The sequence below is a fragment of the Methanobacterium sp. genome, assembly GCA_012838205.1.
Taxonomy (GTDB): domain Archaea; phylum Methanobacteriota; class Methanobacteria; order Methanobacteriales; family Methanobacteriaceae; genus Methanobacterium.
This window is the reverse complement of the sequence record DUPR01000023.1, coordinates 1-16,903: the sequence shown is the minus strand read 5'-3', so window position 1 is coordinate 16,903 and position 16,903 is coordinate 1. Positions and strand designations below refer to the sequence as shown.

The window sequence follows — 16,903 nt, the reverse complement described above, 5'->3', positions numbered from 1 at the left end:
GGGAAGAATACGATGTTAAAATTGAAGATTTAGGTAGAGATGGTGACGGCATTACTCGTATTGAAGGTTTTGTTGTTTTTGTTTCTGGAGCTAAAGTAGGTGACGAAGTTAAAATTAGAATTAACTCAGTCCGAAGGAACTTTGGCTTTGCTGAAGTAGTAGAATAGAATATGTTGAGAGGGAATTGTAATTCCCTTTTTTGGATCTTTTTTTTTAGATGGATTTTTTTTTATTATTGTAGGTATTATTTAAAATCTAATTTATCAATTATTGATACTATTTCATTGGCTTGTTTTTTGCTTTGAGCATAAGGTTCATATGTGTAAGTTTCATATAACATGGAAGGTATTCCGGCTTTTATTAAGGGAATAGTCACATAATTTGGGCTGGTGGGACTGGGGGGAGTGTATATGCTTAACCATTTGGTTTGGTTTTTTATTTCTAATGCTAATTTCTCGGTTTTTGGGAGATTTTGTGGGATGTAAAGAAATCTTATTTTCTGGTAACCTCCCTTTCCTTCATTGGAGTGGACATCAATGACTAAATCCGCAGACATCTTCTTAATATCTGGAACTACATATTTATAGGCAAGTAACTGACCGTTTGATCTGCCTTTTTCATAGTCATCAGGGTCTTGGCTGACATTAACTTGATAAATATAATAACAACATTTCAGGGTGCTGTTTTGATTGGTGACAGATTCTATTATGGCTTGATGGGATTGGTTTTCAAGGGGATGGACCCCAACTATGTAGACGATTCTATTTGTTGAACTGACATTCCCATAAGGGCCGTAACGGATAACGTTACCATATTCAGTTTTTCCTAAAACAACACTCTTAAATGTAGAATTAGTTAAATTATCCTTATTAAAAAAAGTTTCATAGAATAAGACTATGGATAACGCATTGGCAGAGAGTATAACTATCAAAATGATTAATAATTTAATATTTTTCATTTAATTACCTTCAACTGGAAGATGAATTTTTTTTGATGGATGCCATCTCCGATATCCATTTTGCCTGATTTTTTTTAAAGTAAAAGTGAAATCTTTATAAGGTAGTTTTTAAAATATAGATACTGAAAAATGGAAGTGGTTACACTCGTGGTATTTCCTTTACTGATTATCTAATAAATAATTATCATCATTGATTACACTGTTGTTATACAGTTTCTGATTGGAAATAGCGCAATACCACTAAAAAAGTAAAGTATTGTGAAAATAGAGGAGTGATTAAAATGCATATTATGGAAGGTTTCCTGCCCTGGGAATGGTGTTTATTGTGGTATTTAATATCACTTCCAGTGGTGGCTTATGGTATTTTACAGATAAAAAAAATAACTGAGAAAAATCCAGAATCAAAACCCTTACTTGCAGTTTCAGGAGCTTTTGTTTTTGTATTATCATCTCTTAAACTACCTTCGGTAACAGGTAGTTGTTCTCATCCCACCGGCACTGGTTTAGGGGCAGTGCTCTTCGGACCAGCTGTAGCTAGTGTACTGGGGGCCATAGTCTTAGTATTCCAAGCTCTTCTCCTGGCCCATGGTGGGCTTTCTACATTGGGAGCAAACATTTTCTCAATGGGAATAGTTGGCCCACTAGTTGCCTGGTTGGTTTATAAAGGTGTTCGGAAGTTAAACGGGTCCACCCTACTGGGAGTTTTCCTAGCAGCAGCCCTGGCTGATCTCATGACTTATGTGACCACTGCGATCCAGTTATCTTTGGCTTTCCCTGTACCTAGTTTTGGGGTAGCATTCAACAACTTCATGTTGATCTTCGCTGTAACCCAAGTACCTCTGGCTATTGCCGAAGGACTCCTTACTGTGGTGATATTCGACTACATAATGAAACTCCGGCCAGATATCTTGGAAAACTTGAAGGTTATTGGCTCTAAAATGAAGGAAAAAGTAGAGACGGTGATTTAAGATGAATAATAAACAATACCTTGTGCTACTGGTTTTAGTGGCCATTATCGCCATCATTCCATTAGCTATGTACAATGGTATGAGTGAAGATGATGGTTTTTTTGGCGGAGCAGATGACGCAGCCAGTGAAACAATAGAAAAAACCGGATATGAACCTTGGTTTGAGTCTTTCTGGGAGCCACCAAGTGGTGAGATTGAAAGCTTACTTTTCGCCCTTCAAGCAGCCATTGGAGCTATTATTATTGGTTATGTGCTGGGATACTATTATGGACGTGCCAAAGAAAGGCGAATGATTGAAAAAGAAACAAAAAAATAAGTTTCAACCACAATTAAGGGAGATGAATTTCTCCCAGAATAATTTTTTTTTATAAGGTAAAATTGATTTTATTTAAAGTAAAATATAAGTAGGTGTTGAGATTAATTGAAAACATCTAAAGTAAAACTGAAATTTACACTAGTATTATGAAAGGTGACACTTTAAATGTTTGATAACACTCTAGATAGTTATGCTCACCACAATAACCTTAAAAATATGAACACTTTCTTTAAAGTTATTTTTGCAATAACAACTATGTTGGTGAGTCTTATATCTACATCTCCGGTGGTGCCTTTGTTAATAGTACTAGTGATGTCTTTTTTAATTATATCTCAGGCAAAAATCCCTTGGAAGTTCTACCTAAAATTTTTAGCAGTACCCTTTGTTTTCGGATTCATAACATTCATATTCATGGCATTTTTCTTTGGGGTAGGTGGTCATATCTTTGATTTGGGAATATTAAATCTCGCAGTAACTGAAGACGGTTTTAACCGGGGATTGCTTACTTTTTCCAGAATTATAGCTGGATTTACATGTATGGCTTTCTTGGCCCTTACCATCCCCATGACTGAACTATTTTCAGAACTTGAACGCTTAAAAATACCTCAGATAGTCATGGAAATTGCCATGTTAATGTACCGTTACATTTTCATCTTCCTGGATGAAGCTTTAAACATGTACCATGCCCAGGAAACACGTTTAGGATATTCGTCCCTACCCAAATCTTTTAAATCTATGGGAATGTTAGGCAGCAACCTATTCATACGAACCTGGATTAAAGGTGAACAAGCACATATTGCCATGGAATCTAGATGCTATACTGGTTCATTGAAAACATTAAAATCTCCAGATAGCCTTAAAAATGCAGGAACTCGTAACCTTGCTCTTTTAATTTTATTTGAACTGATCCTACTCCTTGGAGTATACTTAACTAATAACTTTAGTTTCTTTTAAAAATCAAGGGGAGGTTGAAAATTCAAGAACAAATCCATCAGTACCTTTTTAGAGTAATGGCTTATAATTTGAGTAGTCTCTAATCCTCCGCGCAAATTCATATATTGTGGAAGTTCTAATTTCTTAGAACGAATAAAGTCTTTTATGCAATGATCATTTTTTATATCATCCAAACTAAATTTCAACTGATTCACCTTTATACAGTTATAATCAACAAGTAATAAAAATGTTCACAGTGGTATGATTAAAATGAATGTCATAGAAACCAAAGATGTCAGTTATAAATATCCTGATGGTACACTTGCCCTGGAAAAAGTGAACTTCCAAGCGCCTAAAGGTAAAATAATAGCCCTTTTGGGCCCAAATGGAGCTGGGAAATCTACACTCTTCTTACATTTTAATGGAATACTTAGGCCATCATCTGGAACAGTTTTAGTTAATGAAAAACCCCTGGATTATGCTAAAAAGTCCCTGATGCGTGTTCGCCAGAAGGTGGGAATAGTTTTCCAGAACCCTGATGACCAACTCTTTGCCCCTACAGTGGCAGAAGATGTGGCTTTCGGACCACTGAACATAGGCTTGGAACAGGATGAAGTGGAAAAAAGGGTGGACGAATCACTGAAAAGAGTGGGAATGGAAGGATACGGTAATAAGCCCCCTCATCACCTCAGTGGGGGTGAAAAAAAAAGGGTGGCCATAGCTGGGATACTGGCTATGCGTCCTGAGATAATGGTACTGGACGAACCCACTAGTGGATTAGACCCTAAAGGAGCATCCCAGATCCTGCGCATACTCTACCAATTGAATAAAGAAGGTATGTCTATAGTAATATCCACTCATGACGTTGATTTAGTCCCTTTATATGCTTCAAGTGTTTATATCATTAATGAAGGTCAAATTATTAAGGAAGGAACACCCCAAACAGTTTTTAATGATGAAGTAACCATTAGAAACGCTAATCTCCGACTACCCCGGATTGCACATCTCATGGAAATACTGGGAAAGGAAGATGGTCTTCCCTTTAATAAACCATACCCCTTAACTATTGGAGAAGCCAGAAAAGAATTATTAAAACATTTAAAATATTAATTATTGACCTTAAATAATTCTAATTAATAAAAAAGTTTTAATTTTCATATTTTTTTTCTCGAAATAAAAACTTTAGACATATAAAGGCGTTTTAATGGAAAAAACCGAAATAGCAGTGAGTGAGTGTAAATCTTATTCAATTAATGATGTTCACACTGCAACGAAAACTTGTTTGGAATCATTGGGCGGGTTAAAGAATTATGTTAGTTCTGGAGATATAGTTTTACTCAAACCAAACCTCCTCCAAGCTAGCAGCCCAGATAAATACATTACCACCCACCCAGCAATAGTAGAATCTGTCATCAGTTTAGTGAAAGAAGTTGGCGGCATTCCCCAAGTGGGGGATAGCCCGGGTGCTTTTGACAGAAACATTAACAAATATTGGGATGCAACTGGACTCACTGATGTCTGTGAAAGATTAGATGTTGAATTAGTCAATTTTGAAAATTCGGGAAGCTACCATAAACAGAGAAATGGTCAAGATTACTATATAGCCAAGCCAGTTCTGGATGCAGACCTAGTGATTAACTTGCCCAAAATCAAAACACATAGCCTAACAATTCTCACATGCGCTATTAAAAACCTTTATGGTACTGTACCTGGTTTTTTAAAGACAGAATATCATAAATTAGCCCCTCAACCATCTAAATTCTCTGAAAAAGTGGTTGATATCTACGCATTGAATCCGCCTTGTCTCCATATTGTGGATGGTGTTATAGGGATGGAGGGATATGGGCCTTCATCTGGTGATCCGCGTTACTTGGGCATGGTACTGGCTGGGAATGATGGTGTGGCTATGGACAGTTTTATCACCCATGTTCTGGGGCGGAACCCCCTAAAAATTCCCACCAACCGCTTAGCATACTATCAAGGACTGGGAGAGGCAGACCTGAATAATATTGAAGTTAGGGGTGTTGCTCCAGTGATTAATGATTTTAAATGGCCGTCTAACCTTTCACACACCCTAGAACTGATTCCCGGACCATTGGCTAGGGGGTTAATGAGTTTGTGGTATACCCGGCCTACTATTGACTCGGAAAAATGTACAATGTGTTTGAGATGCCAGGCGAGTTGTCCAACGAATGCTTTAAAAAAACCTGGGCAACGAACTGAAGATCAGGATCAATACATTCCTGAATTTGACTATGGACATTGTATTAACTGTTTATGCTGCATGGAAATGTGTCCTGAAAAAGCCATTTATAATGGTAAAAGTCTGCTTTATAAGTTCACTTCTCTTTTTCAAAAATAGACTAAGATTTTTGTTAATTCACAGAAATATTATTATTTGAAAAATTTACCAACCACATGCGTAATCATTTTTAAAAAAGGATTGTTTTAAGGGAATTTACCGATCTTAAAGAGTTAATTTGGATTCTCTTTTTTGAGATTCATAATTATTTTTTTTAGTATAACCCTATCCTTGCATAATCTTCCGTCCTCATAGATATGTTCCGGAAAATTATCAATGAAGAAGTTTTTTTCAACATCAAATATTTCAAAACCCACTTTCTGGTACAAGTGGAGTTGTTTAATTCCACAATCACCAGTTTTAATGGTTATATTTTCAAACCCATTTTTCTTTGCCCTTAAAATGGCATCTTCCAGTAAAAACGTACCAATACCTTGCCCTTGGAATTTCTCATCAACAGCAATATATTTAATTTCAACACTTCTTTTATCAATGAACTGCAAGACATAAACTCCAAGTATTTTTTGCTGCTTTTCTAAAATATATATTTCAGAATCTTCAATACATTTATCTATGGCTTCTATTGTTTCATCTGCTAGCAATAATAGATCATATGGGATTTTTTCATCTGTGCGAAGTTTTCTCACAGATTCTGTGAAATAATTTGAATTCATGTCTGTCCCTTAATCATTGACCTAGTAATCTAGTTCAGGTTGTTCTTCATATAAAATGGTGAGCTTTTTAATGAATGTTTCTTCATCGATTTCCCTTTTTGCGAAGCTTATTTGTAGATTTTCAATCTTTTTAATGTACTCCAATTCTTTATGATAATTTTCCTTAACTTCATCTAGAAACTCTGGATTATTCTTTGATTTTTCTCCAGAAACAATAGCTTCATAACCTTTTTTAGACCCTTCTCGATTAATATTTGAATGTTCTTTTATTTTAAGTATAAGACTTTCACTGGATTCGTTATTCTTAACTGAGTTAATCAATCCCTGATCAAACTCAGAAATCCATGGAGTGTTGATTAAAGAGGATATGAGCATTATTATTACGAAAAAACCTAAAATTCCCAGTCCAACAAACAATATTTTATTAATATTTTTTTTGTCAGTGGTTTCCAAGAGTTTTTTCCCACAATTCTGGCAATGAGTTAAATTATCTTCATTTTCAGTGTCGCAGTGTTTACATTTAACCATTAAAACTTCTCCACATGATTTCTACAATGTTAAAGAAAAAAATAAGATTATTCTGAATCAGCAATTTTAATGGCCTTGGTAGGACATGAAGACATGCAAAAGCCGCAGCCAATGCATTTCTGGTCATCCAGCAGCACTGTCCATTTTCCATCAATGGTAATAGCTTCTACTGGGCAGAGGCTGACGCATTCACCGCAATCTACACATTTATCTTCATCCTTTTTAACCACTTTTTTAATAGGGTTGAGTTGGATTCCCTCTTTTTCCATGTATTTTATTCCTTCTTCTGCTTCACTGCCACTGATTTCTATAAGCATTTTACCACCCTTCGGGGTGATATCAGCTCGCAGAATATTGAAGGTCACATCATAGGTTTTGATTAAATCAGATATCACGTGTTTGCTCACAATTCTAGGTGAAAATTTTAGCCAAGCTTTCACTGGGAATCACCTTCCTTATTATTTTGGGAGCACATAAGTCGGGATATGTCCTCAGCGGTAATCATGCCCTTAACCAAGTTTTCCCGGTCCACTATGGGCATACCTGATATTTCATGTTTATCAATGCGCCGGGCAATGACCTCCACTGGATCATCCTCCATAGCAACGATTACCTTTTTGGTCATCACTTCTGTCAGTTTTTTACTGCCCTTGGCTACGGCATGGGCAATATCCCATGAGGTTACAATTCCCATGAGTCTTCCTAGATGGTCCACCACTGGCAAGTGGTTGATGTTATTATCCACCATCTTCCGGGCAACACCCGAAATAGCTTCTTCTGCCTTGACAGTTATAACTGGCTTGATTTTAAGATCTTTAACCATTATAGATGGCCTTCTAATCTCAAGGGGAGATACACTGCAACCTTTATTTGGAATACTTTTCACTGGACTGGTTAAAAAGAATTCCCCTTTCTCTATCCAATTTTTAAGTTCTTCAGCAATTTCCAATGCCTTTTTAAATGAAGATAACGATGAAGTCTGAACTTCATTTCCATTAATTTCTATTTTACCAGTTTTAAGTTCATGATAGTTTGTTTCTTGAATAATGGGTCTGTTTCGCCGTGGAACTCCATAATCATAGATTTTACAACTTATTTCCTGGTCACTGATACCTGTACGTTGAGCTATCTCCTCATTTAAGATGGGAATAGGAATTCCCGCCCCAACATATAGGGTAGGTCCGTATTTAGGCATGGTTGCCCCCCTCAGATAATTAGAGTCCATCTTTTTCAAGTCACCTTGGAGCATTAGTGTGCCAGCTGATCCTGTGGGAACACCGTTCTTACGTTCTCCATCAGTTGCGTGTTGAGTTCCCTGGCCCATTATGTATCCCCGACCACCGCACAGGAATATTTGTGTTCCAACACCAATGGTTTGGAAGTAAGGGTCATTTAAAAGTGGGCTGAGTTCCCCTGCACTGGAATAACTAACATTACCCATCTGAGGCAGTAAGGTGCCCATGTAAGTGTAAAGAGTTTCTTCAGTTGAGTTGGTTGCCACAGCATAATTCTGGTAACAGTTCCTTGGATTAACCATAACTGCTTGGTTTAAACTTTCCAAGCTGATGAAAGTGTGTACATCTGTTCGTGGGTAGCAATCGGTTCCGAAAGCCTCAGTTACCAGTTCAACTTCATTACCTCGCACTAGATCTTCTAACAAGTGGGCGCCACCATAATCAAATCCAATATCCGGGTTGCGGTGGGGTTGTGTTGCCCCTATATAGGCATCTACCGCTGCTATGCCTGAGTATGCTTCCACGCCATTAAGATATGTTCGACTCATTTTAATGGGCGGGTCTGAATGTCCGAAGTTGAAAAAAGCACCTGAAGAACACATAGCGCCGAATGTTCCGGTGGTTACCACATCCACCTCTTTTGCAGCTTCTTCTGCACCATTTTCTTGCACAATACGGGTCATCTCACCAGCAGTGATCACAACTGCATCCCCGTCTTTGATTTTTTGGTTTATTTCCTCAATGGTCTTCACTTTTTTCACAACCGGTGCTTTTTAATAAATAATAAAAGTATTATCAAGGGAATGACATAACATTTATGATTTCTAAGCTATTTAAACAGAACTATTGTATATCATATTTTTTTCGGATAATAATTTATAATTCTGCCCTAAATTCATACTTAAATTCATATATTATAACCTTAACAATAAAATCTCTAATCTTAACTAATTATTTGTTAAACCATAATAAAAAATAATATCATAAAATTATATGTCATGAAGATCATATCAAAAATGGAGATACCATGAGAAAAGAGTTAGATCTGGACTTACTGGATAAAACATTAAAGTCAGTTGAAAAACATGTAGACTATGCGGATATAAGAGTCAATGAGAGTGATAACACTGTAATTGTTATGAAAGATGGAAAAATCCAGGAGATACGATCAGGTTCAGATCAAGGTATATGTTTGCGTGTTTTAAAACATGGTGCATGGGGGTTTTCATATACTAACCAGTTAAATCGGCTGGATAATCTAATTGAATCTGCCTTGAAACTGGCCAACTCTCTTTCCAGTGATGTTGAACTAGCTCCCGCAGAAATTAGAACTGACAAAGTAAGGTCCAATGCTCGGATTAAACTTTCTGATGTTCCTCTTGAAGATAAAAAATTGGCCATGACTGAGGTTGAACAAGCAGCTAACTTGGAAAAAGTGGTAAGCACCACAGTCAACTACGTTGACACTGAAGGCACCACTTATTTTTTGAACTCAGAAGGGTCATCAATACAAATGGAAGAAAATCGGGTGGCCCTGTTTCTGAATGCAGTGGCAGCATCAGAAAATGGCATTCAGTTTGGACATAAAAGTACTGGTGGTGCCAAGGGGTTTGAGGTTATTGAAAAAGAGGATCTGGAATTAATGGGAAGAACTGCTGCTAATAAGGCAATAAGACTACTAGATGCTAATCTTCCGCCGTCAGGACGCTTTCCCATAATAATGGATTCAGAACTCACTGGTGTTTTCATCCACGAAGCATTAGGTCATGCATCTGAGGCTGACCTCATACTTCAGAATGATTCAATTCTTAAAGGTAAAATCGGAGCCCAGATTGGATCACCTCTAGTTACTATCATCGATGATGCCAGTATGGATGCATTCGGATACTATGCCTACGATGCGGAGGGAGTAAAAGTGAGTAAAAATGTATTAGTCGATGAAGGGAAATTAGTATCTCTTTTAAGCTCCAGGGAAACTGCTGCTAAACTAAATATCCAGTCCAGTGGGAATGCACGTTCAGGAATTGGAGACCAACCTATTGTTCGTATGAGCAATACTTACCTTAAACCTGGAAAGATGAATTTTGATGAGCTCGTTGAGGATATAAAAAATGGAATATACCTTAAAGGGTCTAGAGGTGGTCAAGTAGACACTGGCAAAGGTGTTTTCCAGTTTAATGCTGCTGAATCATTTATGATTGAAAATGGGGAAGTAACAGATCCACTTCGAGATGTTTCTCTTTCAGGCAACATACTAGAAATACTGCAAAAAGTGGATGCTGTTGGTTCGGATTTCCACATGGGGGTTGGATTTTGTGGTAAAGCTGGACAAACCGCTCCTGTCGGAGATGGAGGGCCTCACACCAGGGTCAGCCAAGCAACAGTAGGTGGTGCCCAGTAAATGATAAATACTGATGATGGACAGTTTCTGGTAAAATTAGCCAGATCTGCAATTGAAACTTACTTAAACGATGGAAGGATCATAAATGTTCCTCAAGATATTAACCCTCACTTAAAAGAGGAAAGGGGTGTTTTTGTCACACTCCACCGAGATGGGGAATTAAGGGGTTGCATTGGATTTCCCGAACCAATTAAACCCTTGACAGAGGCAGTTATAGAAGTTGCCATCGGTGCAGCTACTGGTGACCCCCGTTTTCCCAGAGTAACGCCAGATGAGATGAAACTTATCCAAGTGGAGGTGAGTGTTCTTACCAAACCAGTCCTAATGTCAGTTCAAAAACCGATCGACTATTTGAAAAAAATCAAACTGGGCGAAGATGGCCTTATTGTTGAAATGGGAGTTTACCGCGGTTTGCTTCTTCCTCAAGTTCCTGTGGAATGGAAGTGGGACACTGAAGAATTTCTGGCCAACACTTGCATGAAAGCAGGATTATCTCCTGATTGCTGGTTACAAGATGGAGTGAAAATTTATAGCTTCCAATCTCAAATATTCAATGAATAAATATCTTTTACATCAAGTCTAAAAAAAATGAGATTATTACTTATTTATACCTTAAAAATAGAATCCAAAAAAAAAAATTTTATAAAATTTTTTAAAATCTTTTAAAAAAATGTGATTTAATGTTTTTACCTAACATACCTACACCTGATGAAGTGCTCGATAAGGGATTTCGACGTGCGAAAAAGGCCGCAGCCAAGGTTCGCACATCAAAGATTCACCGTCAGAAAAAATCAAAACGAATTGAAGAAGTAAGAGTCCAAACAGCTTGTCAAGTTATTAGGGAAACTTTTGAAGATATTCTGGAGAAAACACCCCACATTGAGGAACTTTCCATGTTCTATCAGGACTACATTGATGTGGCAGTGGGAGTTGATGATCTTAAAAAGTCTTTGGGAGCATTGAACTGGGCTAATGGTGTATTGGAAAAATTGCAGAACCAGTACACACATCGCATAAGAAGATCACCTCCAGAAGACGCTGCACAAATTCGAAGAGCAGCATTTGGCAGAATAGCTTCTGTTGTGAACCGTATCAGTGAAGAACTTGATTTTTTAAATTTTGCCAGGCAAAAACTGCGTAATATTCCCACTGTGGATGTTGAAGCCACCACTGCAGTTATTGCCGGATTTCCCAATGTCGGAAAATCAACACTCCTTCGACAAATTACCAATGCCGAACCTGAAGTTGCTGATTATCCTTTTACCACTAAAGGTATTCAAATTGGACATTTCGAGTTACGTTGGCAGAAATATCAAATTATAGACACTCCTGGTTTATTGGATCGTCCAGTGCAGGATATGAATCCAATAGAGCTAAATGCCATGGTAGCATTGGAACACTTAGCAGATTTGATTTTATTTATATTTGATCCCTCTCAAACATCAGGATTTCATGTAGAAAATCAAATAAACCTTTACTGGGAAATAAAAAAAATATTCAAGAATATTCCCATCCTTCCACTTTCAAATAAAATGGACTTGGTGGAAGATGAAGAAAATGTTAAGTACATTAAAGAACATATTGATATTGATGAAGAGCTACTTATGGTCGCTGCATCTGAGGGTACTGGCATATCATTGATAGTTGAAAAACTTCAAGAATTCAACAGGAAAATCAGGGCTAAATAGGAAAGCAATTCTTGTTAAAAGTATTATTTCAAGTTCACGGAGAATATCATGTTCATGGATAAATAAAATTTGAACTCCAGATTGCAGCAAAAAGCATCTGACTTGGATTAATTATGGGATGAGAGGGATTTGAATGGATAAAAAGAAAAGATTAGATACTAAGAATAAAGACACAAAAGAAGAAATCATTTCCAAAGCAGCGGAAGTTAAAGACTCTGTTTCAGAAAAAAGTGAGGAAGTAAAACAAAAAGCTTCTGAAGCTAAGGACACAGTTTCAGATAAGGGTGAAGAATTACGTGCCACTGCTGAGAAGATGGTTAATGATGTATTGAGTACTTTACGAGAAAAACAGGAAGAATTTGGGAAGACAATTACAGAGTACAGTACGCCTACCACCCCTTATGTTGATCTAATAAGCACACCTACTGAATTTATTATCATTGCTGACCTTCCAGGTGTTGAAAAAGACAATTTATCTGTTGATATAACAAATGAATCTGTAACCATCACAGTTACCTTCCCCGAAGGAATGGAGGGTGAAGGAATAAATTACATTAAACGGGAAAGAGGATTTGGTGAAGTCGTGCGAAATTTGGAATTGCCCTATGAGATTAAAATCAAAGAGGCCAGTGCCAATTTTGAAAATGCAATGCTTGTCATAAAACTTCCTAAAAAAGTTGCAGAAAGCAAAAAACTGGAAATTAAATAGTTCTGGGAACAATACTCGTTTCCCAGATATTTCATCTTTTTTTCTTGATTTTTTCCTAATATTACGCTTTTTTTTTAAAAAATTTTTAAAAAATTCTATTCAATTTTGAAATTCAGTATCTTACCTTCCCTATATGTCTTGTGCTACCTGGATCTTCTCCATTATAGTGTGCCAAGTAATAAATGAACCATTCTAAAGGAATTACTAGTATAAATGGTGATAATAGGGGATTAATATCTGCATAATCTTGCATTCGATATATTATATTTTCTGCACCAACTTTATTGGAAAAATCGATTGATTTATATGTGAATTCATCTCCAGGATATCCTGCATCTAGAAAAACAACTGGAATATTTTCTTCCACTCTTTCAATAAGACCATGGCGGAATTCTCCAGAGTATAAAGGACAAGCATGTTTTAGAGCCCCTTCCATAAACATGGTCATGGCTAGTTTATAAGCCAAACCATAGTTGGGACCGCTTCCCATTGCATAAAATATGTCATAATCTGCGTATTTTTTGGCCAAAACTTTATTTTCTTCTTCAGTTTTATTTAAAAGCTCTTTGGTGATTGTAGGAATTTTTTTCATATCTGCAAGAACATTGCTGGCAAGAGAAGAGTCTTCCATATGGAAAAGTATATGGTACAAGCTCATTAATTGGGTCATATATGTTTTTGTGCCCAGTATAGCATTTTCTCGACCACAAAGAGTTAAAACAGCATCATCAGACTCTTTCATTAAAGTGCTTTCTGCTTCGTTAACAATTGAAACGGTGTAAATGCCCTCTTTTTGAGCTTTTCTCATGGCAGCTAAGGTATCAGCTGTTTCTCCTGACTGGGATGTTAAAATAACTCCTACATCTTTGTTACGGAGTTTTTTATGGTAAAAAAATTCATAACCAGTAAATACTTCCAAGTTACGGTCAGATACCATTTTCATGGCATCATTAGCTGAAAAACAAGTTGATAGAGAGCTTCCGCACCCTACCATATATATCTTGTCAAATTCTCTGAATTTCTCACTTATTTCTTTCATATGAGATTTTTCAGCATTAATTGTCTTCTCTAAAGAGGTAGGTTGTTCCATCATCTCTTCATACATTTCATAATGCATTATGATCCCTCAACAATTAGGAGTGATTATAATTATACGCTATTTATTTACTAATTCCAAATAATTTTTTTATTAGTATTTTATCAACATTATTGGATAATAATTCAATTTTAAACATATAATGATTTTATTTTTATTTTTCCAATATCCTATTTTATATTTTTATTGATTTAATTGTCTTTTTTTTTAATCTTATTCTAATTATAGCCCATATATTACCTTTGTATTATAATATAATTTCTATACTAGATTATGGTGTTGAAAATCGATTTTTTTTCATAGAATTCGCAGTATACTTAAAACAAGATTACTATTTTTAAAAAACAGTTTTTCAGCACTAAAACTTATCAATTGTGTTAAGATAAAGTTTAGCAATGCATATTGCCATTTTAGCCACTTCTACAGGGTTTTCACCGACAATAACGATCATTGGCTCTTTTCCCCAAGCTCCTATGTGATATATGACATCTGGAACATCTTTGAGGTTTTCTACGGCATTTTTCACACCCCATGGGATGGTACTTCCCTCTTTTTTTGCAAACTCAGGGGGTTCCTTGTTGCGATCATAACTAGAAACTTTTAGACCCAGTTTCTGGCAGATCTCCACTATATTAGGGTGATATTTGATATTGAGGGCGCTGCGCTTATCAGGATCATATTTCATAATGCTTATAACTAGCCTTGCCATATGGGATGAAACACCATAATCAGGCCGGGCAACAGCTTTGGGCATACCATTTACAATAGTTACACGTCCTGGTATCCCAGCAACATCTTTTAATGTTTGAGCATTCTTTCGGGCCATTACGATATTGCTACGTACTTCAGGAATAATTTCTGCAAATTCTGGGGACTGTTCCAGTATTTGTAAAGCCCTTTCAATCTTTTCTAGGATCATATAAAAAGCGTTTGTATGATTTTGGATATAAATTTTGGTGTCCCACATTCTGATAGAATGAATTGCGTAATTTTTTTTAGCTTTTTTATCCTTGAAATAATAATTGGCATGGAAACTTATATTTATTCAGATAATGGAAATTTGGAATTTTTTAACTATTTTTTTACTTTAATTCATTCTAATTCACTTTAGATTGTATATTGGACATTCAAAACATTCTTCATTAATGCATACTGAGGGCAATTTTTTTAAAATGTATCAATTTTATATGATTCTCACTATAACTCCAATAAAAGACTTAATATTATTTTTACGGATGTTTACTGATCTTTACTATTATTGTTCTTAAAATAAGTAACAAATTTTTACAGAAATCCATGTGGAGTTATAAGATTTGACGAGATTTACATCTTGACGTGAAATCAGACTGGTCATGATATAACTGGTGAAAGTTGATGGAGTTGGCAGAAAATAAATATTAAAAAAAGGATTCATGATGAAAAGTTCTTATTTCAAACGTTTTAAACAAGAAAAAGACTATATGGTTGTTTTTTTTACCAAAAATCTATGATAACATTTATATGCTCAAAAGGATGATCTTAATGTGTCAGGAACATCTATCTGTGTTCAACTGACAAGCAGACATTGAGGGGGCATATTATTGAACCAACAATTGCTGCTAGTTATGCTGCTCCTACTTGGAGTTGGCATGCTGGCCCCTAATATAATCTATGCCACCCCAAATCAGTCCGCAACAGAAAATTTCGCGAATACGACCAATGTCAGTGAAATAACAGAAAACAACACCAACACATACACCATTCAGAATACAACCACTTCTGTGGTTAATGATTCAGACACTAATCAAAAACTAAACCATACTTCAGAAACTATCAATAGTACTCAGAATAGTTCATCAGATAACAGTAACCGAACAGAAACCATTCAAAATAACACCGCGGCAGCATCAGATGGATTCCAAAATGTCCACGCATTATGGATCAGTGCGGATGAAGTATCGGCTGTGAATCTAAACGAATTATTAAATGCCGGAATAACGGATATATTCGTCAAGACGAACCGATTTTCTTCTCCCAATTACAATACTGTCCTGACAGCCATACTAAGTAAGTTAAACGGAACTGGAATAAGGGTACATGCCTGGGTTTCCTGCTTCATAGACGAAAATGGAAAATGGGTAGATCCCCTCGGGAAAACTATCAAAACCACAGTCAAGGTACCCTACACCAAAACAGTGAAAGTAGCAACCAAAAACTGGTATAAAAGTTGGTATAAGGTCTGGTACAAAAGTTGGTATAAATACAGAGGAGTATGGAGATACTCCTGGAAATCCTATTGGAACTACCAATGGAAGTACTACTGGTCCTACAGCTACAAAACCACCACAGAATACACAACAAAGACTATAACAACTACAGACACGAGTTTCAATGATGCACTGGTAAATTACATTGCAAGCCTAGCTAAAAATTACGATATCGACGGAATTCACCTCGATTACGTACGTTATCCTGGAACAGCCTACAAGCATTCTGGTGGAACAGATGCAATCACCAACTTTGTAAAAAAAGTTGATGAAACATTATATTCCATCAGCCCGAAAATATCCATTTCTGCTTCACTCATGCCTGAGTGCAGTGTAAATGGTTATTATTATGGCCAGGACTATGCTGAGCTCTCAAAATACTTAGATTTCCTTGTTCCAATGATCTACAAGGGAAACTACAACAAGAACACAGCATGGATAGGCACCACCACTAAATGGATTGTAGAACATTCAAACAAACCAGTGGTGGCGGGTTTACAAATATACGAAAGCGACAGTAACGTGGTGAAATTACCCGCATCAGAAATCAACCAAGACATACAATCAGCAATATCCAATGGAGCATCAGGATATGCGCTGTTTAGATATGGATTGATTGACAAGGCGTTTTTCCACCAGACAACAACCACACCATCAACAACTAACACCACTTCTAACACCGCAACAACAACTAATGGCACTTCTACTAACAACAATTCTAGTACCTCCAATTCGCAGCCTACGTGCACTATTGCTGATATTATTGGCGCTGCTGGAAGGGTCAAGTCTTATGTTGAGACGAATAAGGTTCTTCCAAATTATGTGCAGATAGGTTCGTTGCAAGTTTCT

18 protein-coding genes are annotated in these 16,903 nt (G+C 36.5%); 11 read left to right on the top strand and 7 right to left on the bottom strand.

Going from position 1 to position 16,903, the window contains the following annotated elements; translation table 11 throughout:
* Positions 1-167 (top strand): TRAM domain-containing protein (locus tag GXZ72_03305; GenBank protein HHT18568.1); only part of this gene is annotated, 167 nt, incomplete at its 5' end.
* 77 nt (positions 168-244) lie between these two features.
* Here GXZ72_03305 and GXZ72_03300 read toward each other — a convergent pair.
* Entirely contained in the window at positions 245-958 is a 714-nt protein-coding gene (locus tag GXZ72_03300) for a hypothetical protein (protein ID HHT18567.1), read from the bottom strand.
* Positions 959-1,239: 281 nt separating this feature from the next.
* Between GXZ72_03300 and GXZ72_03295 the strand changes: the two genes are divergently transcribed.
* From GXZ72_03295 to GXZ72_03275, 5 genes are all read left to right on the top strand, one after another.
* Positions 1,240-1,926 carry an energy-coupling factor ABC transporter permease gene (locus GXZ72_03295; protein ID HHT18566.1) on the top strand — a complete coding sequence of 229 codons (687 nt, stop codon included), beginning with the start codon at positions 1,240-1,242 and terminating at the stop codon, positions 1,924-1,926.
* A gap of 1 nt (position 1,927) precedes the next feature.
* On the top strand, positions 1,928-2,242 hold the full coding sequence (locus GXZ72_03290) for an energy-coupling factor ABC transporter substrate-binding protein (protein HHT18565.1): 315 nt from the start codon (positions 1,928-1,930) through the stop codon (positions 2,240-2,242).
* Positions 2,243-2,407: 165 nt separating this feature from the next.
* Entirely contained in the window at positions 2,408-3,196 is a 789-nt protein-coding gene (gene cbiQ, locus GXZ72_03285; protein ID HHT18564.1) for a cobalt ECF transporter T component CbiQ, read from the top strand.
* 249 nt (positions 3,197-3,445) lie between these two features.
* The gene (locus tag GXZ72_03280; protein HHT18563.1) at positions 3,446-4,285 is read left to right on the top strand and encodes an ATP-binding cassette domain-containing protein; all 840 of its coding nucleotides are present in this window, start codon (positions 3,446-3,448) and stop codon (positions 4,283-4,285) included.
* A 94-nt stretch (positions 4,286-4,379) separates the two neighbouring features.
* Positions 4,380-5,537, top strand: coding sequence for a DUF362 domain-containing protein (locus GXZ72_03275; protein HHT18562.1), 1,158 nt, complete (start codon positions 4,380-4,382; stop codon positions 5,535-5,537).
* Positions 5,538-5,650: 113 nt separating this feature from the next.
* On the opposite strand, the gene GXZ72_03270 is transcribed toward GXZ72_03275, so the two are convergent.
* From GXZ72_03270 to GXZ72_03255, 4 genes are read right to left on the bottom strand one after another with little or no spacing between them, the layout of a single operon-like run.
* Positions 5,651-6,151, bottom strand: a complete 501-nt coding sequence (locus GXZ72_03270) for a GNAT family N-acetyltransferase (protein ID HHT18561.1) — start codon at positions 6,149-6,151, stop codon at positions 5,651-5,653.
* A gap of 21 nt (positions 6,152-6,172) precedes the next feature.
* Positions 6,173-6,679, bottom strand: a complete 507-nt coding sequence (locus GXZ72_03265) for a hypothetical protein (GenBank protein ID HHT18560.1) — start codon at positions 6,677-6,679, stop codon at positions 6,173-6,175.
* A 47-nt stretch (positions 6,680-6,726) separates the two neighbouring features.
* Positions 6,727-7,119 (bottom strand): 4Fe-4S binding protein, encoded by a 393-nt coding sequence (locus GXZ72_03260; GenBank protein ID HHT18559.1) that lies wholly within the window; start codon positions 7,117-7,119, stop codon positions 6,727-6,729.
* A complete protein-coding gene (locus GXZ72_03255) occupies positions 7,116-8,666 on the bottom strand; it encodes a CBS domain-containing protein (GenBank protein ID HHT18558.1) in 1,551 nt (516 codons plus the stop codon). The genes GXZ72_03260 and GXZ72_03255 overlap by 4 nt, the downstream gene beginning before the upstream one ends.
* Before the next feature lie 275 nt (positions 8,667-8,941).
* On the opposite strand from GXZ72_03255, the gene GXZ72_03250 reads away from it, so the two are divergent.
* The 4 genes from GXZ72_03250 to GXZ72_03235 all read left to right on the top strand — a co-directional run bounded on the left by GXZ72_03250 (position 8,942) and on the right by GXZ72_03235 (position 12,712).
* On the top strand, positions 8,942-10,315 hold the full coding sequence (locus GXZ72_03250) for a TldD/PmbA family protein (protein HHT18557.1): 1,374 nt from the start codon (positions 8,942-8,944) through the stop codon (positions 10,313-10,315).
* Positions 10,316-10,876: a TIGR00296 family protein gene (locus GXZ72_03245; GenBank protein ID HHT18556.1), complete on the top strand. Its 561-nt coding sequence runs from the start codon at positions 10,316-10,318 to the stop codon at positions 10,874-10,876. It abuts the gene before it with no gap.
* A 119-nt stretch (positions 10,877-10,995) separates the two neighbouring features.
* Entirely contained in the window at positions 10,996-12,003 is a 1,008-nt protein-coding gene (locus tag GXZ72_03240) for an NOG1 family protein (protein HHT18555.1), read from the top strand.
* 133 nt (positions 12,004-12,136) lie between these two features.
* Positions 12,137-12,712, top strand: coding sequence for an Hsp20/alpha crystallin family protein (locus GXZ72_03235; GenBank protein HHT18554.1), 576 nt, complete (start codon positions 12,137-12,139; stop codon positions 12,710-12,712).
* Between the two features lie 112 nt (positions 12,713-12,824).
* Here GXZ72_03235 and GXZ72_03230 read toward each other — a convergent pair whose 3' ends face one another.
* Both GXZ72_03230 and GXZ72_03225 read right to left on the bottom strand, forming a co-directional pair.
* The gene (locus GXZ72_03230; protein HHT18553.1) at positions 12,825-13,829 is read right to left on the bottom strand and encodes an SIS domain-containing protein; all 1,005 of its coding nucleotides are present in this window, start codon (positions 13,827-13,829) and stop codon (positions 12,825-12,827) included.
* A gap of 337 nt (positions 13,830-14,166) precedes the next feature.
* A complete protein-coding gene (locus GXZ72_03225) occupies positions 14,167-14,727 on the bottom strand; it encodes a thiamine-phosphate synthase (GenBank protein ID HHT18552.1) in 561 nt (186 codons plus the stop codon).
* 661 nt (positions 14,728-15,388) lie between these two features.
* On the opposite strand from GXZ72_03225, the gene GXZ72_03220 reads away from it, so the two are divergent.
* On the top strand, positions 15,389-16,903 hold a 1,515-nt coding region (locus tag GXZ72_03220), incomplete at its 3' end, for a hypothetical protein (protein HHT18551.1).

Coding starts and splice junctions, on each gene's coding strand:
- GXZ72_03235 (HHT18554.1), top strand. CDS start 12,137: ATGGATAAAAAGAAAAGATTAGATACTAAGAATAAAGACACAAAAGAA.
- GXZ72_03225 (HHT18552.1), bottom strand. CDS start 14,727: ATGATCCTAGAAAAGATTGAAAGGGCTTTACAAATACTGGAACAGTCC.
- GXZ72_03240 (HHT18555.1), top strand. CDS start 10,996: ATGTTTTTACCTAACATACCTACACCTGATGAAGTGCTCGATAAGGGA.
- GXZ72_03280 (HHT18563.1), top strand. CDS start 3,446: ATGAATGTCATAGAAACCAAAGATGTCAGTTATAAATATCCTGATGGT.
- GXZ72_03295 (HHT18566.1), top strand. CDS start 1,240: ATGCATATTATGGAAGGTTTCCTGCCCTGGGAATGGTGTTTATTGTGG.
- GXZ72_03245 (HHT18556.1), top strand. CDS start 10,316: ATGATAAATACTGATGATGGACAGTTTCTGGTAAAATTAGCCAGATCT.
- GXZ72_03275 (HHT18562.1), top strand. CDS start 4,380: ATGGAAAAAACCGAAATAGCAGTGAGTGAGTGTAAATCTTATTCAATT.
- GXZ72_03300 (HHT18567.1), bottom strand. CDS start 958: ATGAAAAATATTAAATTATTAATCATTTTGATAGTTATACTCTCTGCC.
- GXZ72_03230 (HHT18553.1), bottom strand. CDS start 13,829: ATGCATTATGAAATGTATGAAGAGATGATGGAACAACCTACCTCTTTA.
- GXZ72_03290 (HHT18565.1), top strand. CDS start 1,928: ATGAATAATAAACAATACCTTGTGCTACTGGTTTTAGTGGCCATTATC.
- GXZ72_03250 (HHT18557.1), top strand. CDS start 8,942: ATGAGAAAAGAGTTAGATCTGGACTTACTGGATAAAACATTAAAGTCA.
- GXZ72_03265 (HHT18560.1), bottom strand. CDS start 6,679: ATGGTTAAATGTAAACACTGCGACACTGAAAATGAAGATAATTTAACT.
- cbiQ (HHT18564.1), top strand. CDS start 2,408: ATGTTTGATAACACTCTAGATAGTTATGCTCACCACAATAACCTTAAA.
- GXZ72_03270 (HHT18561.1), bottom strand. CDS start 6,151: ATGAATTCAAATTATTTCACAGAATCTGTGAGAAAACTTCGCACAGAT.